26 protein-coding genes are annotated in these 25,586 nt (G+C 69.8%); 15 read left to right on the top strand and 11 right to left on the bottom strand.

Annotated features, from left to right (window positions below):
• The first annotated feature begins 173 nt into the window (after window positions 1-173).
• The 4 genes from B2742_RS11135 (at window position 174) to B2742_RS11120 (ending at window position 3,584) form a co-directional block, all read left to right on the top strand.
• Window positions 174-956 carry a metalloprotease gene (locus B2742_RS11135; protein WP_292066235.1) on the top strand — a complete coding sequence of 261 codons (783 nt, stop codon included), beginning with the start codon at window positions 174-176 and terminating at the stop codon, window positions 954-956.
• Entirely contained in the window at window positions 953-2,470 is a 1,518-nt protein-coding gene (locus tag B2742_RS11130) for an L-aspartate oxidase (RefSeq protein WP_292066234.1), read from the top strand. Before B2742_RS11135 ends, B2742_RS11130 begins: the two co-directional genes overlap by 4 nt.
• Before the next feature lie 11 nt (window positions 2,471-2,481).
• Window positions 2,482-3,333 (top strand): carboxylating nicotinate-nucleotide diphosphorylase, encoded by an 852-nt coding sequence (gene nadC, locus B2742_RS11125; RefSeq protein WP_292066233.1) that lies wholly within the window; start codon window positions 2,482-2,484, stop codon window positions 3,331-3,333.
• 68 nt (window positions 3,334-3,401) lie between these two features.
• Window positions 3,402-3,584: a hypothetical protein gene (locus B2742_RS11120; RefSeq protein WP_292066232.1), complete on the top strand. Its 183-nt coding sequence runs from the start codon at window positions 3,402-3,404 to the stop codon at window positions 3,582-3,584.
• Between the two features lie 18 nt (window positions 3,585-3,602).
• Here the strand turns inward: B2742_RS11120 and B2742_RS11115 are convergent, their stop codons facing one another.
• Window positions 3,603-4,691, bottom strand: coding sequence for a cell wall hydrolase (locus B2742_RS11115; RefSeq protein WP_292066230.1), 1,089 nt, complete (start codon window positions 4,689-4,691; stop codon window positions 3,603-3,605).
• Window positions 4,692-5,154: 463 nt separating this feature from the next.
• On the opposite strand from B2742_RS11115, the gene B2742_RS11110 reads away from it, so the two are divergent.
• Both B2742_RS11110 and B2742_RS11105 read left to right on the top strand, forming a co-directional pair.
• The gene (locus tag B2742_RS11110; RefSeq protein ID WP_292066229.1) at window positions 5,155-5,340 is read left to right on the top strand and encodes a hypothetical protein; all 186 of its coding nucleotides are present in this window, start codon (window positions 5,155-5,157) and stop codon (window positions 5,338-5,340) included.
• A 160-nt stretch (window positions 5,341-5,500) separates the two neighbouring features.
• Complete coding sequence (locus tag B2742_RS11105; RefSeq protein WP_292066228.1) at window positions 5,501-5,863, top strand: DUF6481 family protein; 363 nt, start codon at window positions 5,501-5,503, stop codon at window positions 5,861-5,863.
• Between the two features lie 37 nt (window positions 5,864-5,900).
• On the opposite strand, the gene B2742_RS11100 is transcribed toward B2742_RS11105, so the two are convergent.
• Window positions 5,901-9,557 carry a PAS domain S-box protein gene (locus tag B2742_RS11100; protein ID WP_292066227.1) on the bottom strand — a complete coding sequence of 1,219 codons (3,657 nt, stop codon included), beginning with the start codon at window positions 9,555-9,557 and terminating at the stop codon, window positions 5,901-5,903.
• Window positions 9,558-9,772: 215 nt separating this feature from the next.
• On the opposite strand from B2742_RS11100, the gene B2742_RS11095 reads away from it, so the two are divergent.
• The 3 genes from B2742_RS11095 to B2742_RS11085 all read left to right on the top strand — a co-directional run bounded on the left by B2742_RS11095 (window position 9,773) and on the right by B2742_RS11085 (window position 13,183).
• On the top strand, window positions 9,773-10,984 hold the full coding sequence (locus B2742_RS11095; protein ID WP_292066225.1) for a cell wall hydrolase: 1,212 nt from the start codon (window positions 9,773-9,775) through the stop codon (window positions 10,982-10,984).
• Window positions 10,985-11,139: 155 nt separating this feature from the next.
• Window positions 11,140-12,714, top strand: coding sequence for a sensor histidine kinase (locus B2742_RS11090; protein ID WP_292066224.1), 1,575 nt, complete (start codon window positions 11,140-11,142; stop codon window positions 12,712-12,714).
• Window positions 12,715-12,775: 61 nt separating this feature from the next.
• Window positions 12,776-13,183 (top strand): response regulator, encoded by a 408-nt coding sequence (locus B2742_RS11085; RefSeq protein ID WP_292066223.1) that lies wholly within the window; start codon window positions 12,776-12,778, stop codon window positions 13,181-13,183.
• Between the two features lie 15 nt (window positions 13,184-13,198).
• Here the strand turns inward: B2742_RS11085 and trxB are convergent, their stop codons facing one another.
• Window positions 13,199-14,209: a thioredoxin-disulfide reductase gene (gene trxB, locus B2742_RS11080; protein WP_292066222.1), complete on the bottom strand. Its 1,011-nt coding sequence runs from the start codon at window positions 14,207-14,209 to the stop codon at window positions 13,199-13,201.
• A gap of 77 nt (window positions 14,210-14,286) precedes the next feature.
• Here trxB and B2742_RS11075 point away from each other — a divergent pair, with 77 nt between their 5' ends.
• Window positions 14,287-14,574, top strand: a complete 288-nt coding sequence (locus B2742_RS11075; RefSeq protein ID WP_292066221.1) for a hypothetical protein — start codon at window positions 14,287-14,289, stop codon at window positions 14,572-14,574.
• A gap of 21 nt (window positions 14,575-14,595) precedes the next feature.
• Here B2742_RS11075 and B2742_RS11070 read toward each other — a convergent pair whose 3' ends face one another.
• The 6 genes from B2742_RS11070 to B2742_RS11045 all read right to left on the bottom strand — a co-directional run bounded on the left by B2742_RS11070 (window position 14,596) and on the right by B2742_RS11045 (window position 18,871).
• Entirely contained in the window at window positions 14,596-15,885 is a 1,290-nt protein-coding gene (locus tag B2742_RS11070) for a serine hydrolase domain-containing protein (RefSeq protein WP_292066220.1), read from the bottom strand.
• Window positions 15,886-15,995: 110 nt separating this feature from the next.
• Window positions 15,996-17,009 (bottom strand): mitochondrial fission ELM1 family protein, encoded by a 1,014-nt coding sequence (locus B2742_RS11065; RefSeq protein WP_292066219.1) that lies wholly within the window; start codon window positions 17,007-17,009, stop codon window positions 15,996-15,998.
• Window positions 17,000-17,473 (bottom strand): transcription elongation factor GreA, encoded by a 474-nt coding sequence (gene greA / locus B2742_RS11060; RefSeq protein ID WP_292027608.1) that lies wholly within the window; start codon window positions 17,471-17,473, stop codon window positions 17,000-17,002. The genes B2742_RS11065 and greA overlap by 10 nt, the downstream gene beginning before the upstream one ends.
• Before the next feature lie 136 nt (window positions 17,474-17,609).
• Window positions 17,610-17,825 (bottom strand): hypothetical protein, encoded by a 216-nt coding sequence (locus B2742_RS11055; protein ID WP_292066218.1) that lies wholly within the window; start codon window positions 17,823-17,825, stop codon window positions 17,610-17,612.
• Window positions 17,826-17,938: 113 nt separating this feature from the next.
• Window positions 17,939-18,604, bottom strand: coding sequence for a glutathione S-transferase family protein (locus B2742_RS11050; protein WP_292066217.1), 666 nt, complete (start codon window positions 18,602-18,604; stop codon window positions 17,939-17,941).
• Window positions 18,605-18,664: 60 nt separating this feature from the next.
• Window positions 18,665-18,871, bottom strand: coding sequence for a cysteine protease (locus B2742_RS11045; protein WP_292066216.1), 207 nt, complete (start codon window positions 18,869-18,871; stop codon window positions 18,665-18,667).
• A 102-nt stretch (window positions 18,872-18,973) separates the two neighbouring features.
• Here B2742_RS11045 and selD point away from each other — a divergent pair, with 102 nt between their 5' ends.
• Together selD and mnmH are read left to right on the top strand one after the other, a co-directional pair.
• Entirely contained in the window at window positions 18,974-20,017 is a 1,044-nt protein-coding gene (gene selD, locus B2742_RS11040) for a selenide, water dikinase SelD (RefSeq protein ID WP_292066215.1), read from the top strand.
• A complete protein-coding gene (gene mnmH / locus B2742_RS11035) occupies window positions 20,014-21,063 on the top strand; it encodes a tRNA 2-selenouridine(34) synthase MnmH (protein WP_292066213.1) in 1,050 nt (349 codons plus the stop codon). The genes selD and mnmH overlap by 4 nt, the downstream gene beginning before the upstream one ends.
• On the opposite strand, the gene B2742_RS11030 is transcribed toward mnmH, so the two are convergent.
• On the bottom strand, window positions 21,053-21,583 hold the full coding sequence (locus B2742_RS11030) for a hypothetical protein (protein ID WP_292066211.1): 531 nt from the start codon (window positions 21,581-21,583) through the stop codon (window positions 21,053-21,055). The two genes, mnmH and B2742_RS11030, sit on opposite strands and share 11 nt — an antisense overlap.
• A gap of 126 nt (window positions 21,584-21,709) precedes the next feature.
• Between B2742_RS11030 and B2742_RS11025 the strand changes: the two genes are divergently transcribed.
• A complete protein-coding gene (locus tag B2742_RS11025) occupies window positions 21,710-22,999 on the top strand; it encodes a dicarboxylate/amino acid:cation symporter (protein WP_292066210.1) in 1,290 nt (429 codons plus the stop codon).
• Window positions 23,000-23,701: 702 nt separating this feature from the next.
• Window positions 23,702-24,184, top strand: coding sequence for an ankyrin repeat domain-containing protein (locus tag B2742_RS11020; protein WP_292066209.1), 483 nt, complete (start codon window positions 23,702-23,704; stop codon window positions 24,182-24,184).
• A gap of 68 nt (window positions 24,185-24,252) precedes the next feature.
• Here B2742_RS11020 and B2742_RS11015 read toward each other — a convergent pair whose 3' ends face one another.
• The gene (locus tag B2742_RS11015; protein ID WP_292066208.1) at window positions 24,253-24,567 is read right to left on the bottom strand and encodes a hypothetical protein; all 315 of its coding nucleotides are present in this window, start codon (window positions 24,565-24,567) and stop codon (window positions 24,253-24,255) included.
• 525 nt (window positions 24,568-25,092) lie between these two features.
• Between B2742_RS11015 and B2742_RS11010 the strand changes: the two genes are divergently transcribed.
• Window positions 25,093-25,422: a hypothetical protein gene (locus B2742_RS11010; protein ID WP_292066205.1), complete on the top strand. Its 330-nt coding sequence runs from the start codon at window positions 25,093-25,095 to the stop codon at window positions 25,420-25,422.
• Window positions 25,423-25,586: the final 164 nt, after the last annotated feature.

Genomic DNA, 25,586 nt, shown 5'->3' with positions numbered 1-25,586 from the left:
GTCCGCGTCGTGGCGACGATCGACAAACGCAGCCTGCGGCTTCTCGCCCTCCTGGCCTTGTGGCTGCGGTCGGAAAAGGCCACGTCGTCGGGATGACAGACAACACGACGCCCCGTCCGCCCGGTCCCTGGGATCCCAAGCCTGGAACTGCCGCCCCCGCGCGCGAGGCGGCGGTGGCTGATCGCGGTCCGCCGCGCACTGACGAACCGCCACTCGACAAGGGTCAGCATCCGGTCTGGGCCATTGTCTCGACCCTGCTGCTGGGCGGCTTCATCTGGTGGGTCAGTCAGAGCTGGGTGATCGCCGTCGCGGCCATCTGGGGCCTGTTCGTGCACGAGTACGGCCATGTGCTGGCGATGAACCGGCTCGGCATGGGGCCGGCGAGAATCTACATCATCCCCTTCCTCGGCGGGGTGGCGAAGAGCCAGCGTCTGCCGAAGAGCGAGTGGGACGGCGTGCTGGTCTCGCTGGCCGGACCGGGATTCGGCCTGCTGGCCGCCATTCCGTTCTTCGCCGGCTTCATCGCCACGGGCCACGGGGAGTGGCTCCTGGGCGCGGCTGTGATCGCCCTGATCAACCTGGTCAATCTGGCGCCGGCGCCGCCGCTGGACGGCTCCAAGGCGCTCGGTCCCGTGCTGGCGCGCATCCATCCGAATGTGGAACGCGGCGCCATGGTGCTGATCGGCGCGCTGGTGGTCTTCTGGGGCGTCACGACCGGGCGGTTCATCCTCGCCGCCTTCCTGGCCATTGCCCTGATCGGCCACCTGCGTCGCGGCGCCTGGCGGCCGGAAGGGCGGCCGCTGACCGGTCGCGAGTCGGCGCAGAGCGTTGGCCTGTTCGTGGCCGCGGCGGTCGCCTGCGCAGGCGTGGGCATCGCCGCCCTGTTGCCGCTGGCCGGGGGCTCGCTGCCGGGCGCCCTCGGCGTCGCCGGTGGCTTTCTGGGCATCGGCGGTTGAGCCGCATCGTCCATCATGACGGGCCGCTGATCATCGGCGGCGGACTGGCGGGCCTGTCGGCCGCGCTGGAAGCCGCGCCGCGCAAGGTGCTGGTCATCACGCCTGCGCCCCTGCTGGAGGCCTGCTCCTCGGCCTGGGCCCAGGGCGGCGTGGCGGCGGCCCTGTCGAAGGACGACGCCCCCGCCCTGCATGCGGCCGATACGACCGCAGCCGGGGCCGGGCTGGTCGAGGCCGGCGCCACGGACATCCTGACCGGAGACGGTCGCGCGACGGTCGAATGGCTGGCGTCGCTGGGCGCGCCGTTTGACCGCGACGCCGCCGGCGGATTCGCCGTCAGCCTCGAAGCCGCCCATTCCCAGGCCCGCGTCGCCCGGGTCGGCGGCGACGGCGCGGGCCGGGCGATCCTGTCGGCCCTGATCGCGGCCGTGCGCGCCGCGCCGCATATCGAGGTCCAGGAAGACGGCCGGCTGCGCGGCCTGATCCAGGATGCGTCGGGCCGGGTGCGGGGCGCCCTGATCGAGCGCGGGGCGCCGGGGTCGGGACGGTTGATCGAAGTGCTGGCGCCCGCCGTGGTGCTGGCCACCGGCGGCGCCGGCGGCCTGTTCGCCTACACCACCACCCCCGCCGCCCTGCTCGGCGAAGGCATGGCGGCGGCCTATCGCGCGGGCGCGGACATTCTCGACCCGGAGTTCGTGCAATTCCACCCGACCGCGATCGACGTCGGCCTGGACCCCATGCCGCTGGCCACCGAGGCCCTGCGGGGCGAGGGCGCGCGGCTGGTCGATCGGGAGGGCCGGTTCCTGCTGGGCGAGGCGGCCGACGCCGATCTGCAGGCGCGCGATGTGGTGGCGCGGGCGGTGCACGCGGCGCGGGCCGCGGGGCGCGGCGCGTTCCTCGACTGCCGCGTGCTGGGCGCGCATCTGGCCGAGGAATTTCCGGCCGTGTTCGCCGCCTGCATGCGGGCCGGGCTGGACCCGCGCGAGACGCCAATCCCGGTCGCCGCGGCGGCCCATTATCACATGGGCGGGATCGCCGCTGGAACGGACGGCCGCACCAGCCTGCCCGGCCTGTTCGCCGTCGGCGAATGCGCCGCGACCGGCGTGCACGGCGCCAACCGGCTGGCCTCCAACTCCCTGCTGGAGGCCGCGGCCTTCGGGCGGCGGACGGGGCGGGCGGCGGCGGCGGAAACGTCGGGCGTCGGCGCCGTGATCGCGCCGCCGGTCGCACAGGACCTTTCACCCGGGGCGCTGCAGACGCTGCGCCAGACGATGAGCCGCTGCGTGGGCGTGGTGCGCGACGCGGCCGGCCTGACCGAGGCGCTGGCGGTCATTGCAGAGCTGGACAAGACGACGCCGGGGGCGCTGCCGCTGGCGGCGGCGCGGCTCATCGCGGAGGCGGCGCTGGCGCGGCGTGAGAGCCGGGGCGGGCATTTCCGCTCGGACTATCCGGACGCGGCCACGGTCGCGAAACACACCCGCGTGCATGCCGACCCTGTGCTGGTCGCGGCGGCCTGAACGAGCGCTCGATGACCCGATCCCTGCCTGACATTCTGATTGAACCCATCGTGCGCATGGCGCTGGCCGAGGATCTCGGCCGGGCCGGCGATGTGACGGCGCGGGCCTGCATTCCCGAAGGCGCGCGGATGCGGGCCGTGTTCGCGGCGCGCAAGGCCGGCGTGCTGGCAGGGATCGACTGCGTGCGCCTGGCCGTGCTGGCGATGGACCCCGAGGCGTCGATTGAACTGAAGCTGCGTGACGGCGACGCCTTCGAGGCTGGCGCCGTGCTGGCCGAGGTCGAGGCCGACGCGCGCGCCTTCCTCGCCGCCGAACGCACGGCGCTGAACCTGCTGGGGCGGCTGTGCGGCATCGCCACCCTGACGCGGGCCTATGTCGAGGCAGTCTCCGGGACCAAGGCGCGGATCGCCGATACGCGCAAGACCACGCCCGGCCTGCGCGCGCTCGAGAAGCATGCGGTGCTGTGCGGCGGCGGGGTCAATCACCGGTTCGGTCTGGATGACGCCATCCTGATCAAGGACAATCACGTCGCCGTCTGCGGCGGCGTCGGCGAGGCCGTCCGCCGCGCGCGCGCGTCCGTCGGCCATCTGATGAAGGTCGAGGTCGAGGTCGACGGTCTGGACCAGCTGGACGAGGCGCTGGCCGCGGCCCCGGACGTGATCATGCTGGACAATTTCACCCTGGCGATGCTGCGCGAGGCGGTGACGCGGACGGCCGGGCGGGTGACGCTGGAGGCGTCGGGCGGGGTCAATCTGCAGACGGTCCGCGGCATCGCTGAAACGGGCGTGGACGTGATCTCGGTCGGCGCCCTGACCCATTCGGCGCCGGCGCTGGACGTCGGGCTGGACGTCGTGCCGGGCTGAGCGGCGAACGCCGTTCCGGAACAGGCGGGACGCCGCACGGGTTTGGGTTGTCGATGAAGGAGACTTCGATGACCCGCCCCGCCCGCATGCCCCCGGAACAGCCCGGCTTCGCCGAGAGCCCGGACCGACCTGATGTGCAGGCCGGGGCCCGGTCAGGCCAGCCCGCCGCCGACGTCATCCTCGGGACACAGCGCCGGTTCGGCGACCTGAAGCACAACCTGACCAACCAGTGGAAGGTGCAGGATCGCTGACCCGAAGGTCGATCGGAATCAGGTGGTCGGCGCGGCCGGGGCCGATGCCTCGCTGGTCGAGACCGGCGTGACCACGACCGTGGGGGCCGGAGCGGCCGCCGCCGCCGGAACCGGGGCCGCGCCGCCGGCGCCGCGTTCCTGGGCGATCAGCATGCTGTAGGCGACCGCGCCGGCTTCGCGCACCGGACCCGTGGGGTCCATGCTGGCCTGGATCAGGCGCGGCGCATCGGCGTCGCTGGACGGACGGGCGGCGTAGGAGAAGGCCTCGCGCGAGCCGGAGCGGCCGCCGAAGCGATAGAACAGGTGGTCGCCGACCTGACCCACGCGCACCAGCGAATTGCGCCAGCGCGGCGAGACGCCGGTGGTGTGGAAATGGGTGGCGTTGCCGACGGCGCTGTAGACGGCCCCCGACAGGGCGCTGGAGGCGACCTCGCGGGCCCGGTTCCAGGCGGCGCGATTGACCCGCCCGCGCATCGAACCGTCGCAGGTGAAGCTGAACTGGCAGCCGGTGCGGCGACCGGCGCCCTGGAACACCACGCCGCAGACGCTGTTCGGGAAGGCGCCGTGGCGGACGCGGTTCAGCACCACCTGGGCTACGGCCCGCATGCCGTCGCGGCCTTCGCCGCGGGCTTCGTAATAGGCGGCCTGGGTCAGGCAATCGAGATCGCGCGAGGCGTCCAGCGCGCTGCCGAGGCGGAAGGGCAGGGCCGCGACAGGGCCGGTCAGATTGACCCGGCGCAGGCCGGCGTCGGCGGGCTGGCCGCGCAGCTGTTCCAGACGGGCGGTCAGAAGCTCGGCCTGACGGTCCCGCTGGGCGCCGCCGGCGACGGTGTAGGGATCATGTCGGCGGGCGATGGCCAGGGCGCTTTCGTCCAGGCCGCCGGCGGCCGCCGCAAGCGCTTCTTCGGTGAACCCCGCCGCGGTCGCGCCCTCGATGCGTTCCGCCTGGGCCCGCACGGTCGTGGCCTTGGCCGCGGTGCCGCCCAGCCATGCGCAGCCGATCGCCAGTCCCACCAGTGCGCCGAACGCCGCCGCCGCCGTTCCGGGCCGAATCCGGGCCGCACGATCGACAGGAGGGTTCACACGCGTCTGCGGGGCTTTCGGCAAGGGCTCAGTCCTGTACGGCAGGGCGCAATGCCGCCCCCGGGTAGTCTCGCAACCGGGCGACCCTCTCCAATCCCTGGAGATCGGCGTCGCGATCCGCTTGCGGTAAATCGACGGTCGGCGAACGGGCCATTTGTCGAGGACGCGCCTTAAGCCAGCCGTTTGTGGCGCCAATGTGGTTGATTCGCAAGATTGTTGTGCGGCGCAACATCGCGGGGGCTCCGGACGGTATCCGGAAGATCAGGTACCGCGGGCGTTTGATAGTCACGCCCAGTGAAAGAACGGATTTCTGTATTGTCCATCACAAGAACAACACGAAACAGGTGTCATGGGCGGCATGACGGATTGATAGCGGTTCCGACTATTGTCTTCATCATCGAGCCAAATCGACGGTTGACTTGAGCCGGTTGGCCGGAACCGGCGGAGACGGGCGACGTTGAAGCTCCACTATTTGAAGGAGTTCGCCATGAAACGCACCGCCATCACCCTGGTCCTCGCCCTCACAGCCGTCGCCGCCGCCGCCTGCGGCCAGACCATCGAACAGAGGGCCGCGACCGGCGCTGTCGCCGGAGCCGTCGTCGCCGGTCCGATCGGCGCGGCGGTCGGGGGCGCCGCCGGCGCCGCGGTCGGCCAGGCCGAGAAACCCAACTGACACAGTTCGTCCCCGAGTGCGCCGGGCGACCGCCCCGGCGCCTCGCGAACTTGATTTTCGCACCCATATAGGGTTAGCGACGCGCCGGGCTGCGCTGTGTAAATCCGCCCGACTGCGTTCCGCGCATCCATAAACGATCAAGGACATCGACGCCCTCCGCATGAGAGATCTGAAACAGACCGGCTTCACGGACCGCCTCACGACCCAGCAGGAGGCCAAGAAGGCCCTGCTGGCCCGGTTCAAGCCCAAGGCCGCCGCCCCCGATCCCGAATTCGACAAGCTGGCCGCCAAGCGCGCCGCCGAGAAGGAGGCGCTGCGCCAGCAGCACGAGCTGGCCAAGGCCGAGGTCCGCCGTCAGAAGGCGGAACAGGAGGCCATCCGCGCCGAAGCCGCCCGTCTGGCCGAAGAAGAGTCGGAAGCGGAACGTCGCGGCGCCCGCAAGGAGCGCAAGGCCCTGACCAAGGCCGAGCAGAAGCTGGCCCGCGACGCCCGCTACGCCGCCCGCAAGGCGCGCACGCGCTGATCCCGTCTCGGTCGGCGGAGACGTCGACCGAAGGCCCCTAGCCGAGTTCACCCAGGATGCGGGCCAGCTGCTCGCCCGAATAGGGCTTGCGCAGGAACGGCCAGGGGGCGTCGGACAGGGCCGCGTCCACATCCTCGCCAGCGTAGCCCGAGGTCAGCACCACCCGCATGTCCGGATAGTCGCGTTCGCACACCCGCGCCAGTTCGATCCCGGTCATGCCGCCCGGCATCACCACGTCGCTGAGCATCATGTCGAACCGCTCGCGTTTCAGCAGGTCCAGCGCCTGTGGCGCGGTCTCGACCGCGCGCACCTCGAGCCCCAGGCCTTCCAGCAGTTCCAGGGCCACGACGGCGACGCTGGCGTCGTCCTCGACCAGCAGGAGGCGACGACCCGCCGCCATCGGCCTGGCCGCTTCCGGCCCGGCGTCGGGGGCGATGCTGACGGCCTCGTCCCGCGGCGGCAGAAACAGTTTGATCTCGGTCCCGCGGCCGACCCTGGAGATGATCTGGGCGGCCCCGCCGCTCTGACGCGCAAACCCATAGACCTGGCTCAGGCCCAGCCCCGTCCCCTTGCCCACGGCCTTGGTGGTGAAGAAGGGTTCGAACACGCGGGCGATCACTTCGGGCGCCATGCCCGCGCCGTTGTCGGCGACCGTGACGCAGACATAGTCGCCGGCCGCGAGGTCAACGACCTCGCCCGGCGCGACGGTGCAGGACTGGGTCTGGACCGTGATCCGGCCCTTGTCGCCCACGGCGTCGCGGGCGTTGACGACCAGGTTCAGCAAGGCGGCCTCGAATTGGGAGGGATCGACGCTGACCCGCGCGCCGCCGCGCCGGAGCTTGAGCTTGAACTCGACGGCCTCGCCGACGGCGCGACGCAGCAGGGGCTCGCTTTCACGGATCTGGACGTTGAGATCGACGGCCTCGGGCCGCAGGGCCTGACGGCGCGAGAAGGCCAGCAGCTGGTGCGTCAGGCCTTCGCCCCGCCGCGCCGCCGCCAGGGCCGCCTCGCCCAGTTTCTGGCGTTTGGCGGCGTCATCGGGCGAGCGCAGAATGATGTCCAGCGCGCCGATCACCACGGTCAGCAGGTTGTTGAAATCGTGGGCCACACCGCCGGTCAGTCGGCCCACGGCCTCCATTCGCTGGGCGTGCATCAGATCGGCCTCGGCCTTGGCCTTTTCCGCCAGCGCCTCGCCGACCCGTTCCTCCAGCAGTTCGTTGATCCGCTTGAGGTCCTCTTCGGCCCGCTTGGCTTCGGTGACGTCGATATTGGCGCCGACATAGCCCTGGAAGGCGCCCGAGCCGTCAAAGCGGGCCAGGCCCTCGCAGCGCAGCCACCGCTCGCCGAGGGCGGGATGACGAATACGGATCAGGCTCTCGAACCGGTCACGATGTTCGAAGGCGTTGTTGAAGGCGGCGGTGAAGGCTGCGGCGTCGTCGGGATGGATCATCCGCCGCCAGGCGTCGGCGATCTGGTCCTCGGTCTCGACGCCGAAGAAGGTGCGGTAGCGGCGATTGGCGAAGCTGGGCCGCCCCTCGGCGTCCAGCATCCAGATCAGGGCCGGCGCGCTGTCGGCCACGGTGCGGAACCGGGTCTCGGATTCCAGCAGCCGGGCCTGGGCTTCGCGGATGTCCGTCACATCGAACGCCACGCCGACGAAGCCGATGATCTCGCCATCGGCCCCAAGCCGCGGCCGGGAGAAGGATTTCAGCCAGCGATACTCGCCGTCGTGGCGCAGGTATCGGGCCTCCATGGAGAAGGGCTCCCTGGAGGCCTCTCCGTCGAGCGAATCCTTCAGGACGCGTTCGTGATCGTCGGGATGGATGATCGCGCGCCAGTCCGCGAGGCGCGCCTCTTCGTACGACCCGCCGTTGTAGGCGACATAGGCCTGGTTGACGAAGGCGCGGGTGCGGTCCTGCTGGGTCACCCAGATCAGCACCGGCGCGGTGTCGGCGATGGCGCGGAAGCGTTGCTCGCTCTCGCGCACCTCGGCCTCGGCGCGGGTGCGTTCGATCTCGGTCCAGGTGCGGACGGCGACCTCCTGCAACAGGGCGGTTTCGGCCGGGGTCCATTCGCGCACGGTCGAGTGGTGGGCGTACAGGAAGGCCCGCAAACCGCCGCTGCGGATCACGGGCGTGCGCATCAGGGCGCGGGTCTCCAGACGCTGGAACACCTCCAGCGCGTCGCGGGTGCGCGGGTCCTGCCGGACGTCGGCGATGTGGATCACCTGCCCCGCGGCGAGGTCCGAGATCAGGTCCGCGCCGAGGTCTTCGAGGCTGAATTCGCCCTGGGCGCTGACCACGCCCGTGGTCCAGTCGCGGGTCATGGACACCCGGCCGCGCGCCTGATCGACCACCCCATAGCCGACGCGGTCCGCGCCCAGCTCCAGGCCCAGCGCCTGCTCGACCTCGAGAATGACGTCCTCCGGAGAGGTCAGGTCGCGCAGTCGGTCCACCAGGGCCAGCAGGAAGGTCTGGCGCCGCTCCTGCCGTTCCAGGGCGTCCAGGGCCTCGCGCGTCTCGGTGGTGTCGAACGACATGCCGACGTAGCCGAGGAAGAGGCCGTCGCCGGCGAAGCGCGGCTTGACCGAAATCCGCATCCAGCGCCAGGCGCCGTCGGCGCGCTGGAACCGGGCCTCGAAGCCGTAGGGCTCGCGCTTTGAACGCCCCGCCGCCATGGCGGTCTCGACGGCCGCCTGGTCGTCGGGGTGGATGGCCAGTTTCCAGACGTCGCCGAGGATGTCTTCGGCCGGCTGTCCGTAGAAGTCGACCAGCGCCGCATTGACGAACTCGACCCTGGCGTCGGCGTTGGTCATCCACACCGGCGATGGCGCCGTGTCGGCCATCAGGCGGAAGCGGGCCTCGCTTTCGCGCAGCGCCGCCTCGGCCGCCCGGGCCTCGGTGACGTCGATGTTGACCCCGATCATGCCGCCGTAACCGCCGTCGGGTTCGATCCGGGGATGGGCGTCGGTGTGAAGCACGCGCCATTGACCGTCGTGGCGAAGGTACCGGCCCTCGATTTCGAACGGCGCCTGACGCTGACCGGCCTCGGCCGTCGCCGTGAGCACCCGCTCGGCGTCGTCGGGGTGGATCGTGGCGACGAAATCGAAACCCTCGAGCGACTCGGGCACGGCCCAGAACTCACGCTGGGCGGCATTGAGATGAACGCACCGGCCCGAGGCGTCGCTCATCCACAGCATGACGGGGGCGTATTCGCTGATCAGGCGCAGCTGGTGTTCGCTGTCGTCGATCCGCGCCTTCGAAGTGCGCAGGGCGTCAAGCGAGACGTCGAGCGCGCCGACCATGTCGCGCAACGCCGATGCGACGATGGTGATGAACAGGCCGACGACGGCGAAATTGACGGTGGGGACGAGGGCTGCGTGGCCGAGAAGGTCCGGTCCCTCGCCATACAGGGTCAACAGCGCCAGTCCGCCCGCGAGGCAGGACAGGGTGGCTGTCAGCCCGGCCAGACGCCCCGCCGCGAGCGAAGCGACGATCACGGCGGGCAGCAGGATCATGAAACCGGCCAGGCCGCGGTAGAAGCCCTCGAGCCCCGCACGCACGGTCAGCATGGCGACGGCGCAGGCGACGCCGACAAGTATCGAGACCCACCAGGCACGGGTCTTCACCCGCGCCAGCCGGGTCACGACGGCCCTGATGCTGAAAGACTGGCCGATATCCCCCAACGCGCTCATCAACCCCCAACTCGCGCGTACGCGATCCCGGCTAACGTACGGCTTCGGCTTGCGTTCCGCCGGGTTCACCAATTTCCCGCGCGGCGCGTTCGGACGCCGGAAAATGGGGTCAGGAGTGGGCGATACGCTCCCGACAGGCGTTCAGGCTTGACCGACCCGCGCTTTTCCGCCTGAAAAGCGCCCCGCTTGACGCATAATAGAGAGAATTGTCGGGCATGATGTCCGGCGGAGGAGACGGGTTCCTGGCCGAGATCGACTGGAGCGCGAAACTGAAGGGGATGCGCCGGCTGGCAGCCGCCGCCCCCGTGGTGCTGGCCGCCTTCGGCGTGGCCATGGCCGCCAGCTCGACGCCGCGTCCGGAGATCGATCGCCGCGCCGAGGCCGTCCGGGTCCTGACCCGCGGCGACCTGGGCGCCCGCGGCCTGGCCGCCATCACCGGCCGCATGGATCCGTCGCAGCTGGCCATCGCCCTGCGCCACGATCCGGGCGAGCGCCGCGCGGCGCTGTACGGCCTGACGCCGGGCTGGGAAAACCTGACGCTGGCCGGCCGGCCGACGCTGGATTTCGGCGCCACGGGTCTGGACGCGATGAAGCTGAACGCCGCGACGCCGAACGCGTCGCAGTATCTGCGCGTCGCCGCCCCCTTCGTCTTCAAGCCCGCCACGGCCGAGGACCGGCGCCGGGCCCTGCGCTGCCTGACCCAGGGCATCTATTACGAGGCCGCGCTGGAGCCCACCGAGGGCCAGGAAGCCGTCGCCCAGGTGATCCTGAACCGCGTGCGCGACCCCAACTACGCCAACAGCATCTGCGGCGTGGTGTTCGAGGGCGCCGAACGCGTCACCGGCTGCCAGTTCAGCTTCACCTGTGACGGCGCCCTGTCGCAGGCGCCGGTCGGCTGGGCGTGGAACCGCGCCAGGCTGGTGGCCGAACGGGCGCTGGCGGGACATGTCTCGGCCCGCGTCGGCACGGCGACCCACTACCACGCCGACTACGTCCGTCCCTGGTGGGCGCCGACGCTGAACAAGCTGACCCAGATCGGCGCGCACATCTTCTATCGCTGGAAGGGCGTCTACGGCGAGCCCGCCGCCTTCCGTCAGGCCTATTCGGGCCGCGAACCCCTGATCGACGAGGCCCGGTTCTCGCGCCCCCGCATCAAGATCTCCACGGACATCGACGCAGCGCTTCTCGCCGAGGCGGAGGCCGCGTCGGCCTTGCGCACGGTGGAGATCGACGGTCAGACCCGTGTCGTCGGCGTCGTCTCCCTCGGCGGCCGGCGCGCGCCCACCGCCGCCGAGATCGCGGCCATCAACCAGCGCATGGCAGCCTTCGAGGCGCCGCCCCTTCCCGCGCCGGACGAGCCGATCCGCACCGCGCCGCCCGGCGTGACCGCCATGGATGTCGAGGAAGTGGGCCGGCCAGCCTCCTGATCGCGGCAGGGCGCAACGGAATCGCGGGCAGGGCATTTACCGCGGGGCGTACAGGCCGGTGACGGCCCGGAAGGACCGGGTTCAGGCGGCTTGAACAACGCGGGTCCGGATTCTGACCTTTGACCGGAGCGCCAGCGCTCATGAAGGGGCGCCGTTTGATCAGTCTGACCGAAAGCGATTCCGGCGCCATCGAGGCCGAGCGGCTTCGCGTGCTGCGATCCTTCGATATCCTCGACACCGATCCGGAACAGGCGTTCGACGACGTCATGCTGCTGGCCGCGCGCATTTGCGACGCGCCGATCGGCATGGTCAGCCTGGCGGTCGGCGACCGGCAGTGGTTCAAGGCCCGCAACGGCGCCGATGTCCCGGAGAGCGGCGCGGCCGGCGCCTTTGGACGGTATGCGATGGGGCAGCCGGGCGTCACCCAGGTGTGCGACGCGCGTGACTCGGCGCTCGCCGACCGCCCGGCGATGGGTCCTTCAGACTTCCGCTTCTACGCCGGAGCGCCGCTGATCGACGACCAGGGGCTGGCGCTGGGCGCGCTGTGCATCATCGACACCCACCCGCGCCCGCAGGGCCTGGACGAAACCCAGCGGATGACCATGGAGGTGCTGGCCCGGCAGGTCATGGCCCTGCTGGAGCGCCGCCGGGCCCTGCGCGAACGCCGGCGCAGCGACGAGGCCGCCACCGCCGCCGTCGAGGCCGCCCGGCTGGTGACCGAAAAGCTGGCCGAGAGCGACGCCCGCTTCCAGGCCATCGCCGACAGCATGCCCCAGATGGTCTGGTCGTCGCGGCCGGACGGCCATCACGACTACTATAACGCCCGCTGGTACGCCTTCACCGGGGCGGCCGAGGGGTCGACCCTCGGCGACGCCTGGGGGGAGATGATCCATCCCGAAGACCAGGAACGGGCGCGGACCGCGTGGCGGGCGTCGTTGTCCACGGGCGAACCCTATGAGGTCGAGTACCGGCTGCTGCACCACACCGGGTCCTACGCCTGGACCCTGAGCCGGGCGATGCCGATCCGCAATGCGGAGGGCGCGGTGACCCGCTGGTTCGGCACCGGGACGGACATCGCCGAGATGAAGCGGCTGGAACAGGCCAAGGCCCTGTTGAGCCAGGAGCTGAGCCACCGGATCAAGAACATCTTCGCGGTGATCTCGGCCTTGCTGGCCCTGTCGGCGCGGCAGTATCCCGAGGCCAGGGCCTTCGCGCGGGCCGCGCGGACGCGGATCGCGGCCCTGGCGCGGGCGCATGAGTTCGTGCGGCCGCATACGGAGTCCAGCCGGCCCAGCCTGGACGGCACCACCCTGCACGCCTTCCTGCATGACCTGTTCCTGCCCTATGACGACGACGGGGGCCGGGCGCGCGTGGTCGTCAGCGGCGATGACGCGGATTTCGACGACCAGGCCGCCACGCCGGTGGCCCTGCTGTTCCATGAACTGGCCACCAACGCCGCCAAATACGGGGCCCTGTCGGCTCCCGAGGGCCGGGTCGAGCTGACCACCTCGCGGCGCGGCGACCGGTATGTCATGACCTGGCAGGAGCGGGGCGGGCCCGCGGTCAAGGGCGCGCCGGAAGCCTCGGGCTTCGGTTCGTCCCTGCTGGCGCTGTCGGTCGAGGGCCAGCTCGGCGGGGCGCTGGAACAGACCTGGGCGCCGGAGGGACTGAGGGTCGTCGCCGACCTCCCCGCCACCGCCCTGGCCCCGCGGCGGGCCGCTTCAAGATAAACATGAACCGCGATGCGCCGCCTGCGTTGATCAGGAACATGTCCGTATTGAAACAAGACCGATGACCGCGCGTATCCTGATTGTTGAAGATGAGGCCCTGGTGGCTATGGAGCTGCGCTTCGTGCTCGAGGACCTCGGCTATGAGGTCGTGGGCACCGCGCCCGACGCCCGAACCGCGCGGGCGCTGGCGTCGCGGGGCGGGGTGGAGTTGTCGCTGGTCGACATCCACCTGACCGACGGCGCCACCGGCGTGGGTCTGGGCCAGGAGCTGGGCGAGGCCTACGGCGTCACCGTCCTGTACATGACCGCCAACCCCGGCATGGTCAGTCATGGCGTGCCCGGCACGATGGGCGTCCTCACCAAGCCGACGGATGAGGGCTGTGTCCGCGGCGCCGTCGAATACGCCCTGCATCTGCGGCGTGGCGAGCCGGCCCCGGTGGTGCCCTACGGCCTGCAGATGTTCAACTGAGCCGAGGGGCCGGCGTCACCAGACGCCGATCTTCTCCGCCTCCTTGTGCGAGATCGGGTCGCCGGCGCGGGCGTGATCCTGTTCGGCCAGGAAGCGCACGGCCTCCAGCGCGGCCATACAGCCCATGCCGGCGGCGGTGACGGCCTGGCGGTAGATGTCGTCGGTGACGTCGCCGGCGGCCCAGACGCCCTCGATGGCCGTGGCCGCGGTACCCGGCTTCACCACCAGATAGCCGCCCTGTTTGGTCTCCAGCTGGCCGGCGAACAGTTCCGATGACGGCGCGTGGCCGATGGCGATGAAGACCCCGTCCGCAGCCACCTCGCGGGTCTCGCCGGTCTGGACGTTCTTCAGCCGCGCGCCGGTGACGTTGACCCCGCCGAAGCTGTTGGTCTCGCCCAGGATTTCGTCGATGGCGGAGTTCCAGAGCACCTCCACCTTGGGATTGGCGAACAGCCGGTCCTGCAGGATGCGTTCGGCGCGGAACTCGTCGCGGCGGTGGACGACGGTCACCTTCGAGGCGAATTTGGTCAGGAACAGCGCCTCCTCGACCGCGGTATTGCCGCCGCCGACGACGATCACGTCCTTGTCGCGATAGAAGAAGCCGTCGCAGGTGGCGCAGGCCGAGACGCCGAAGCCCTGGTATTTGGCCTCGCTCTCGATCCCCAGCCATTTGGCCTGGGCCCCGGTCGAGATGATCACCGTCTCGGCGAGGATTTCGGTCCCGGAGTCCAGCGTCAGCCGGAACGGCCGCTGCGACAGGTCGGCCTTGACCACGATGTCCTCGATGATCTCGGTCCCGACATGCTCGGCCTGGGCGCGCATCTGCTCCATCAGCCAGGGACCCTGGATGACGTCGGCGAAGCCGGGATAGTTCTCGACATCGGTGGTGATGGTCAGCTGGCCGCCGGGCTGCAGGCCGGCGATGACGACCGGGCTCAGCAGGGCGCGCGCCGCATAGATGGCGGCGGTCCAGCCGGCGGGGCCGGAGCCGATGATGGCGACGCGGACGGTTCGGGGAGTGCTCATGGCTCCTATTTAGGCGTTGATTCTGTCCGGCGCGATGCCACCTTGAACGGGATTCACAGGTCTGTCGGGAGGATGGCATGGCGGGACGAAGCTTTTTGGGAGTGGGCGTGGCCCTGGGCGTCGCCATCGGCGCCGGCCTCGGCGTGGCCACGGACAATCTGGCGGTCGGCGTCGGCGTCGGGATCGCCGCCGGCCTGGCCATCGGCCTCGCCATGGACGCCGGCCGGAAACGGACGGACCGTGACGCTCGCGGGTCCGATGGCGGCGTCTACGCCTCTGACGGCGGCGCGCGCGACAAGAGCCCGGACCACGGGTCGGACAGCGGGTCCGATGGCGGCGGCGATGGCGGCGGCGGGGGCGACTAACCCCCCGACCGCTTCAGGCCGTCAGGCGTTTTTCGCGGCGACGGGGCGTCGGCGTCGCGCCAGCCGCCAGACGATCAGGAATATCGACAGAAACGCGAGACCGGCTCCGATGGCGACCCATCTCAGCGTCTCCCTGAGTTCCATGGTCACGGTCAGGAAGTCGACCTTGCCCGAGGTCCAGAACACCCATTCGCCGGCAAGCTCCGTCGCCATGCGTTTGTTGCCGGTCTCCAGAAGCACGATGCCGTCCCCCGTCGCCGGGTCCAGCCGGACGGCGGTGTTGATCGCCGGTTCATTGTCGCCGTCATGGCCGATGATGAAGTCGCCCGCAGTGTTGGGCGCATAGAGCATGACACCGAGGCCCCAGATGTCCGCGCCCATCTCCGAGGCATGGGGCCGGCGCATGGCGTTCAGGGTTTCCGGGCTCAGAACCCCGCGACCCGCGGGCTCGCCGTTGGGGCCGGGCCTGTGCGCGGCGATGAGGCGCGTCATGTCGCCGGCGGAGGTGTAGAGCGAGGTCGCGGCCAGCGATGCGAAACGGAAATGCGTCGCCCGCGCGCCGTCCGCGTCAAAGAACTCGGCGACGTTCGTCTCCGGTTCCTCAAGCAGATAGGTCGATCGCGTCATGCCCAGCGGCGTGAAGACGGCCGCCTTCATGTAGTCGTTGAACGTCTGTCCTGACGCTTCCTCGACGACCAGCTGCAACAGGGTGTAGCCGCCGCCGGAGTATTCGAAGGATCCCGGCTCCATGCCCACACGGACCCGTCCATCCGCCCCCGGCGAGGCGTCGGCGGCCCGGGTCAGGGAGGCTTCGAGCGACTGGACCGGGGCGCCCGGCGCGAATCCGGCATAGCCGAGACCATCCGTCAGGCCGGCGGTGTGGCTGAGCAGCCGCCGGACGGTGACCTGATCATTGTCAAAGTCGCCGGCCGGCAGCCGCCAGCGGGTCAGGTAACGGGACACCGGCGCATCGAGGTCGATCCTGCCCCGCTCGACGAGGGCCATGACGCCCCAAGCGGTCGCCCATTTGCTCAGCGAGGCGACCTGGAACTGCGTGTCCCGATCGACGGGGACGCCTCTCGACACGAAATGCTCGCTGACGGGCACGCCGTCCTCGACCAGGACGAAGGCCGCATTGCCCACGGCATCCCTGTCGAGGCGGGCGGCCACGGCGGCGGCGAACTGCGCGGTCTCGCCGGCCGGCGCCAGCCGGGGTCGCCCCCAGCCTTCAATCGCCCCGAACAGGATGATCGCGCCGGCCAAGGCAGCCGCAAACAGCCCGGCAAACAACGACAGGAAGAAGCGCTTCATGGTCATGCCCCCTTGGCGCGAGCCCTTGGCCGACGCCCCGTTGGTAGTCGCCGCCACGACTGGCGGTGGATGCACGGGGACGGATTTTTCGTCCTTCCCGAGGGAGCAGTCTATCGGGAACGCGTGCCGGCCGTCATCAGGCGCGCCAGGACCTCTCGCGCCGCCCGGTCTGTTTCGGCGAGCGGCTCATAGGTCCAGCTCGCCAGCGACCCGTCGAACGGCCGCGTCGCCCCGCGCGCCCGCAGGTCGGCATGCAGGCGGGCGAATTTGTCCGCCGGCTTCAGCGGGATCATCGGCAGGATGTGAACGGGTCTGCCGGTCGCTGCCGCCTCCGCGGCCATGTTGGCGCTGTCCTCGGTGACGAGGATGTGGTCGGCGAAATTCAGGAAGGCGAAATAGGGGTTGGCGCCCTCGCCGTCCCAGATCAGGCCGGGCAGGTGGGCCAGCCGCGCGGTCATGGCCGCCTTCGCCGCCTCGGGCGTGCGGCGCGAGAAGGTCAGCATCAGCGAGCCGCCGACGGCTTCCACGGCGCGCGCGATGCGGTCGGCCAGGTCGGCGGCGTGGGCCTCGGTCAGGTCGAATGCCCTCGACCGTCCTCCGATCAATGCTGCGACGCGCGGCCGAGGCAGGGGCGCCAGCCGGTCGGCGAAGGCGGCTGCGCCCTCGGCCAGCCGCCCGGCCGTCACCCGGTGGGGCGAGCCGGTGATCGACAGCACATTGGCGCCCACGACGCCGTCATGGGCCGGGGCGACGATCAGGTCATAGACGTCATGGCGCCAACGGGGGTCCTGGGTCTGGACCACGAAGGTCTTGCCGCCGGACCGTGCTCGTATCCGGGCCGACAGCGGCAGGGTGGCGCGTCCGGTGGCGATCCACAGGTCCGGCCACGCCTCGCCGGCGGCGGGTTCGACCGGATCCGAAGAAGGATCCAGCATCCACGGCGCCTTCAGGGCCGACGGCAGTTTGTCGAAGGCCCTGCGCCAGCACACACGCCTGACGGTGATCCGGGACGAAAAAAGGCGCTGGATGGCTTCCGCCAGACCCAGCGCCTGATTTTCCATGCCGGCCCGGCCGTCCGAGACGACCTGGATCGAAAGCGGGGTCTGGTCGGACCCTATTTCCACTCGACCTTGAGGATCTCATAGGCCTTCACGCCGCCGGGCGTGTTGACCTCGACCACGTCGCCGATCTCTTTCGAGATCATCGCCCGGGCGATGGGCGAAGCCACGGAGATCTTGCCGGCCTTCACATCGGCTTCGTGTTCGCCGACGATCTGGTAGCGGGCCTCTTCCTCGGTGTCCTCGTCGACCACGGTGACCGTCGCGCCGAACATGACCTGGTTGCCGTTCAGCTTCGAGACGTCGATCACCTGGGCGCGGCTGATCTTGTCCTCGATGTCGGCGATCTGGCCCTCGATCCAGCCCTGACGCTCCTTGGCCGCATGATACTCTGCGTTTTCAGACAGATCGCCATGCTCGCGCGCCTCCGAGATGGCCGAGATCACGCTCGGCCGCTCCACGGACTTCAATTGCTTCAGCTGATCGTCGAGGACACGGTAGCCCTCGGCCGTCATCGGCACTTTTTCCATATGTCGTGAGTTTCTTGCTTCGCCCGACTGAAGATTTGGTGACACGCCAGAGGTCGCTGGGCGCTTGCGACCGGCCAAAGAGACTAGGGCGCCGAGCCCCAGGATTCAAGGGGCATGGCGTTCGGCGAGAGCGCTGTTATGCGGCCCGGTTGCGCCGTCGCTCGCGAATCTGCTGGATGTCGCCCCACAATTTGACCCGCTTGACCAGGCTCCAGGCCAGCCAGGCCACGGCCGCGAGACCCAGGGCCATGAACAGGCTCGAGACCAGGAACACCCCCGCGGCCATGAAGGCGAGCACGAAGGCGACGGCGGCGACCAGGGCGGCGATGACTTGGATGGTTCTCAGGCGCATGGGACCATCAACGTCCGATTCAGGCGCGGGTTGCGGTCCCGATCCGCCCCCGCGTCCGGTTGCGTCCGACTGTGGCGCCGGCGCCAGCCTGCCAGCGCCAGTCCGTCGGCGGCTCAGGCGTAGCTGTAGGGCCCGCCGCGCTCCAGCGCCCGCTGATACGCCGGCCGGGCGTGGATCTTCTGCAGGAAGGCCTTGAGCTTCGGCTTGTCGGCGCCGTAGCCGACCCGGCTGCCCGCCGCCTCGACCGGAAAGCTCATCATGATGTCGGCGGCCGAGAAGGCGTCGCCGGCGAACCATTCCGACCGCCCCAGTTCGGCCTCCCAGTAGGCCGTATGGGCCGCGATCTGCGGGTCGATCATGGCCGCGTTCATCCCCTTGCTGATGCCCTTGGCCACGCCGCGCGCGAGGAAGGGCACGCGTCCCGGGATGGCGTTGAAGATCAGCTTCAGCAACAGCGGCGTCATGGCCGAGCCCTCGGCATAGTGCAGCCAGTAGGTGAAGCGCCGCGCGGCCTCCGTCCCCGGCGCGGGGCGCAGATGGGCCGCGGGGTGGGTTTCCAGCAGATATTCGACGATGGCCCCGGTCTCGGCCACGCGGGCATCGCCCTCGTCCAGCACCGGCGACTTGCCCAGCGGGTGGATGGCCTTCAGCGCGGGCGGCGCCAGCATGGTCTTCGCATCGCGCTGGTAGCGTTTCACCTCATAGGGCGCGCCGAGCTCCTCGAGCAGCCACAGGACGCGCTGCGAGCGGGAATCGTTGAGGTGGTGGACGGTGATCATGGCGACGGCTCCGTTGGGCCGCCCAGTTAGCGTTGTTGACGCAGCGTCGGTCCAGCGGATTCAGACCTGGCGGCCGCTCCAGCGACGGCGGGGGTGCTTCGCCCGGTCCGGAGAGGCGGCCGGGGATTTGGCGGCCTGCCGTTGCTCCCACAACTGAAAGGCCAGGGTGGCCAGGGCCAGCTTGCCCGCATGGCGCCCGGCCATGCGCCGCCCGCCCTTGCTGAGCAGCAGTCCGCCGATCAGGGTCGCGAGTTTGGGAATGGGCATGGCGGTCTCCGGTTCATCGGCTGAACGACCGGCGTGGAGAACGGTTCAGCCGTCTCGCCCCCGCCTGTTGAGTTCGGCGGCGTTTTGGCCCTATCCCGACGCATGACCACGCCCGAACCCCGCCTGACCTCCCTCGCCCACGGCGGCGGCTGTGGCTGCAAGCTGGCCCCGGCGGTGTTGCAGGACATCCTCAAGGGGATGCCGTTGACCGCTCCCTTCGCCGACCTGATGGTCGGGACCGAGACCAGCGACGACGCGGCGGTCTGGCGGCTCAATGACCAGCAGGCGCTGGTGGCGACCACGGACTTCTTCATGCCGGTGGTCGACGACCCGTTTCACTTCGGCCAGATCGCGGCGACCAACGCCCTGTCGGACGTCTACGCCATGGGCGGGACGCCGATCTTCGCCCTGGCCCTCGTCGGCATGCCGGTGAACGTCCTGTCGACGGAGACGATCGGGCGGATCCTGCAGGGCGGCGCCGAGGCCTGCCGGGCGGCGGGCATTCCCGTGGCCGGCGGCCATTCGATCGACAGCGTCGAGCCGATCTACGGCCTGGTCGCCCTGGGTCTGGTGCATCCCGACCAGGTGCTGACCAACCGCGGCGCGCGGCCGGGCGACGTCCTGCTGCTGACCAAGGGGCTGGGCGTCGGCGTGCTCAGCGCCGCCTTCAAACAGGAGCGGCTGGGCAAGGACGGCTATGCGGCGCTGAAGGCGTCGACGACGCAGTTGAACACCCTCGGCGCGAAGCTGGCGGGGAGGGCCGGGGTGCACGCGGTCACCGACGTCACCGGCTTCGGCCTGCTGGGCCATGCGCTGGAGATGGCGCGGGGGGCGGGGGCGACCGTCGAGATCACCGCCGATCCCCCGATGCTCCACGGCGTCGAGCATCTGCTGCGGGACGGCGTCCGCACCGGCGCCTCGACCCGCAACTGGGCCAGCTATGGCGCCGAGGTCGATCTGCCCGCCGGTCTTGAGGACTGGCGCCGCGACCTGTTGACCGACCCCCAGACCTCGGGCGGCCTGCTCATCGCCGTGGCCGAGGCCGGGGCGGAGGCCCTGCAGGCCCTGGCCCGGATCGAGGGCTTCGCCGCTCCGGTCGTGGGCCGGGTGGTCGAGGGCCCGCCGCGGGTGCGCGTCACCCGATGATCCGCCGCACCGTCGATCTGTCGCCCGCCGCCCGCGACGGCTTCGACGCCATCATCGACGTGCGCAGCCCCGCCGAATTCGCCCTCGACCACCTCCCCGGCGCGATCAACCTGCCGGTGCTCGACGACGCCCAGCGCGCGGCGGTGGGGACGGAATATGTCCAGGGCTCCAAATTCCTCGCCCGCCGCACCGGCGCGGCCTTGGTGGCGCGCAATATCGCGGCGCATCTGGAAGCCGCCCTCGGCGACCGCGACGGGTCGTTCCAGCCGCTGGTCTATTGCTGGCGCGGCGGCCAGCGGTCGGGGGCCATGGTCACGGTGATGGACCAGGTCGGCTGGCCCGTGACGGTGCTGGAGGGCGGCTACCAGACCTGGCGGCGACAGGTGACCGGCGCCCTCTATGACGCGCCTGTGCCCCATCGCCTCGTCCTGCTCGACGGGCCGACCGGGTCGGGCAAGACGGCGCTGCTGACCGCCCTGGCGGCGCGCGGCGTGCAGACCCTCGACCTCGAGGCCCTGGCCGCGCACCGCGGCTCGCTGTTCGGGGCCATGCCCGGCGGCCAGCCGTCGCAGAAGGCCTTCGAGAGCCGGCTGCACGACGCCCTGTCGCGGCTCGATCCCGTGCGGCCGGTCGTGGTCGAGGCCGAGAGCAGCCGGATCGGCGCCCGCGTCGTCCCGCCGTCCCTGTGGGCCGCGATGGCCGCCGCGCCGGTGATCCGCCTCGAGTCCCCGGTCGAGGTCCGGGCCGCGCGCACCGTGCGCGACTACGCCGCCATCGCCGCCGACCCGTCGGCGCTCGACACGGCCCTGACCCGCCTGCCGCGCCACATCGGCAAACAGGTGGTCGCGGAGTGGCGCGCCCTCGCCGCCGCCGGGGAGGTCGAGACCCTCGCCGCCGAGCTGATCGTCCACCACTACGACCCGGCCTACCGCCGGGAGGGTCAGGGCCGGGGCCGCCCCGAACGGGCCGTCGTCGGCATCGCCTCGCTCGGCGAAGCCGCGCTGCAGCAGGCCGCGGCCCTGGTCGAGGCCGCCCTCAACCCTTGATCAGCATGTCCAGCCCGATCACGGCGCTGACCGAGACCGAGGCGACCAGCCATGTCAGGGCCAGCGCCTTCCAGCCCACCTTCAGCTTGACGGAGCCGATCGCCAGCAGCCCGAACAGGGCCACGGTGACGATCACCGGCAGGGTCCACAGCCCCCAACCCAGCCATTCGCTGATCCGCGCCTCGTCATTGGCGAGGAACAGGGTCATCACGGTGGCCATCAACCGCATGAAGGCGGCCTGGAACAGAAACACCCAGGCCGCGGCGCTGGCCCGCGCCTGCACCAGCCACAGGGCCGCCAGCGCCTGGACCGCCGTCACCGCCGGCCCGGCCGCCGAGATGATCGCATGGTCGGCGGCGCTGACCGCGCCCCGCGCGCCGGCGCTGTTCAGTCCGAAATAGGCCTCATGCCCCAGCAGCACCGCCGCCAGCCAGTGCCCGCCCTCGTGCAGGGCGAAGGTGATGAAGCCGGCGATGAAGACCAGGCCGTAGAAGCTCGCACCCGTGCGCATCCGTTGCATTCGCCCCTCCCGCGACAGCCCATGGCCCAGCTTGCGGCGTGGTGGCGGCGGGGTCGAGTTAAGGATCGTTCACGCCGCCGCACGCGACGGATGGTCAAACGGCCCGACGGCGCCTAGCTTGGCCGGATGGCCGCCTCCCGACTTCGTTCCGCCCTGATGTCCCTCAGCCTGTGGGTGCTTGTCGCCCTGCTCGCCGGCCTGTTCGCCGGGGCCGCGGCCCAGGCCTGGGGCCTGCCGGGCGGGGCGGGAACCGCCGACCTGATCGGCGCCGTCGGGACCCTGTGGCTCAACGCCCTGAAGATGACCATCATCCCGCTGGTCTTCAGCCTGCTGGTCACCGGCATCGCCTCGATCGCCGACGCGGCGGCGACCGGCCGGCTGGCGCTGAAGGCGCTGATGGTCTTCGCCGTCCTGCTGCTGGGTTCGACCGTCTACGCCATCTTCGCCAACGAGGCCCTACATCTGCTGTGGCCGATCGATCCGACCGGAGCCGCCGCCCTGCTGGCCGGAGCGCCCGACGCCGCGGTGGTGCGCGAGAGCGCGGCCGGAGGCGGCATCGCGGCCTTCCTCGCCAATCTGGCCCCCGCCAATCCGGTGCGCGCCGCCGTCGAGGACAACATCCTCGGCATCGTGGTCTTCGCCATCGCCTTCGGTTTCGCCGTCAGCCGGCTCGCCGCCGCCCGCCGCGCGCCGCTGGTGGGCTTCTTCGAGGCCGTGTCCGAGACCATGATCACCATCGTCCACTGGGTGCTGCTGGCGGCCCCCGTCGGCGTCTTCGCCCTGTCGATGGGGGTGGGGCTGAACGCCGGCATCGGCGCCCTGGGCACCCTGGGCCACTACGTCGCCCTGGTCGTTCTCGCCCAGGTCGGCCTGATCGTGCTGATCTACGCCGTCGTCGTGCCCTGGGGCCGCATCGGCCTGGCCCGTTTCGCCCAGGGCATCATTCCGGCGCAGGTGGTGGCCTTCTCGACCCAGTCGTCCCTGGCCAGCCTGCCGGCCATGGTCGAACAGGCCCGTCTCGCGCTCGGCGTCTCGACCCCGACGGCGGGTCTGGTCCTGCCGCTGGCGGTGGCGGTGTTCCGCATCACCAGCCCCGTCGCCAACCTGGCCGTGGTCATCTATGTCGCCCACCTGCACGGCGTCGACCTCGGCCCCGCCGCCTGGATCGCCGGCGGTCTGACCGCCATCGCCATCTCCATCGGCTCGGTCGGCCTGCCGGGCCAGATCAGCTTCTTCGTCTCCATCGCCCCGATCTGCCTCGCCATGGGGGTGCCGATCGAGGTCCTGCCCCTGCTGCTGGCGGTCGAGGTCATCCCCGACATCTTCCGCACCATCGGCAATGTCACCGCCGACCTGGCGGCGGCGCGGATCGTCGAGGGGAAGGACGCGGACCCGGAGGCGGCGTCGGGGATCTAGGGACGAAAGCGGATGTTGCGGAGGTCCGCTATGGGGGGGAAGCGGACATCAAGAGCTACGCGGTCGGAGTCCGGGTTTCACCGTTGTCGAGAGAACCGGAGCCGGCGATAGGCACCAATCAGCACCAAGACCGCCCCTATCACTACCAGCGTTGGTCGCTGTTGGGCCCAGGCCCAGACCCAGTACGGTGCCCACCTGTAGGATTGGGTTCCAAGCGTGGTCAGCCAGTATCCGATGGCAGCGAGAGCAAGACCCGCGACGATAAGCCAGTCAGACCTTCGCATGACAACGCCTCCGCTCATAAAGCCAATCTGACAGGAGACGCTTGGGACCGCTATGGGTCGGAACTGGACAGTCGCCTGAGGGTGGAAAGCAGACTCAGCACCCCGCCCCTCCCAAGTCCGCGCATCCTTTGACATAACCAGCGAATACGATGAGCCACCACGCCAGCCACAGGAGCGGGGCTGATAGAAGGGCAAATAGACCGCGACGCCCATGTCGCCGGATCAGGAGGCCGACCCAAACGCCCCAAATCACCGTCGCCCCTATCTGTAGAAACAGCCAAGGCGCGGGGGCCAACGGAAACAGGATAGGCCAAGTCATAGCTTTACCGTAGCCTGACGATGCACAGTCTCCTATGGGTCGAGAGCCGACCGTGGCTTGAGAGTGGAAAGCGGACACTCCATCGGGCATTTGGATGACATGAGCGATCTTCACGCCGCCGCCTATGACGCCGACCTGAAAACCGTGCAGGCTCTACTGGCGAGCGGTGCCAAGCCCGACGAGCGAGATGATCGGGGCTTCACGCCGCTTCTCTGGAGTTGCCTGAGAGGAGCGGTGGGGCAGCAAGGTCCAGTAGTGGCGGCCCTCCTCTCTGCGGGTGCAGACCCAGACGCCATCACGGCGGCTGGCGACAGCAGTTGCCTCATCTGGGCAGTTCAAGTTGACGCGCAGGACCTGATCGAGGTCCTGCTGGAGTGCGGTGCAAACGTAAATGGCGTTGCCGACGGCGTGACGCCTCTCATGGTCGCCGCGCGAGACGGCAATGCCGAGGTCGTAACCCGTCTTCTTCAGAAGGGTGCGGACCCGAGTATTGCTTGCGGATCATTCCAAGCGGCGGACTACGCTCGACACGGCGGCCATGACGACGTCGCAAACCTATTGGACAGGGCGGGGGCCGCTTAGGGTCGGTAGCCGACCGTCGCCTCCGGGTGGTTAGCGGACGTTAGCCACCCTTAGGCGAATTGAGCGCACTATCCGTGAGATGCCGGTTCACGCCGCCTGAAGATCGTTCGCATCTGCCCAGACCTCATTGGCAATACGCCGGGATCAATCCATGTGTGGACTGCAGCAGGCACCGGCCCGCTTTGCAGAGCTTCCCACTCGCCCACAAAGTCCTCGATCTCTTCGCGGTCCTGCGCGTCTTCATGTTCAAGGACGAAGCTAATGATCCATTGGTCGCCGTCGCAGTCGAGTGTAACGCGACGGAAGTTCGGCGAGATCGCACCAAGCAGGGCTTGCATGACGGCGACACACTGGAAGTTCCATTCGGCAGTGCTGGGCGTCATTGGCATAGCGGCAGATTAGCTGCGCTCTCAACGTCCGCAATGGGTCGGCTTCGGCCCTCAGCATCAGGCCGGAAAGCGGACGTTGCTGACTAGGCCAAAAGCGGGCGCACGGGACGTCGGCGCGGGGTGGTTAGCGGTAGTTCCCGCTCAACACTCCAACGCCCAGTGCAGCAGCGAGCAGTGCGAGCACAAGCCCGCCCCACCTGAGGCCCGTTCGAACGCCGCCGGCGGCGTATCCTGCGCCGAAGGCGCCAATCACGAACCAGGTCACAAGGCCAAGGAACGCGGGATCCGGGCTGAATCGCCTCCCCCACGTGTCGAACTGATAGCCCCACCAGAAGAAGATGCCGATCGAAGCGACCACCAATGCATAGCCTGCCAACGACCGCGTGCGAGATGACATACAGGCCGTTCCGCATTTCTGATCGGCGACTGGTAAACAGGCGTTCCAACGTCCGCAATGGGTCGGAAGCCGACTATCGCCTGCGGGTGGGAAGCGGACATTCGGAGATGTAGTCTGGCACGATGACCGACGCGGACATTCGTCTCAACATCCTCATCTTTGCTCAGCGCGGATTGCTTTTCGCGGTGCCACCAAGCCTGCGTGCCATGACATGCGGCTGGAGCGGAACGACCGTCAATGTCCGGTTCGTGTTCGACGGCCCCATCAGCGAGGATGATAAGGAAAGCGCGAGGATAGTCGGAACGGAAGTCGTCGCGGGCTTTCCATCGCCGTGGACCCTAACCGAAGAGATAGTGCGGCTCGACTATCCGGGCGACCTGCGATCCGACGCGCTACCTCTCTGGGTTTACGCGCGGAAGGAAACTACGACCGAGGGGCTGCCCATTTACTGACCGGGCCAGCGGCGGCACCAAACCAACGTCCGCTTTGGGTCGGGAGCGGACCCTCGCCTGAGGGTGGAAAGCGGACCTTCTCGGCGCAACCAAAGCGCAACGCGCTGGTCCCGCGGGCACGCCCTTCACCGAGAGCGGTCGACACGAAAGTGAGCTACGCTTTG

Origin of the sequence: Brevundimonas sp. UBA7664, from assembly GCF_002483305.1 — a bacterium.
Lineage (GTDB): Bacteria > Pseudomonadota > Alphaproteobacteria > Caulobacterales > Caulobacteraceae > Brevundimonas.
The sequence above is the reverse complement of the archived record's forward strand: the minus strand, read 5'-3'. Positions and strand labels throughout refer to the sequence as shown.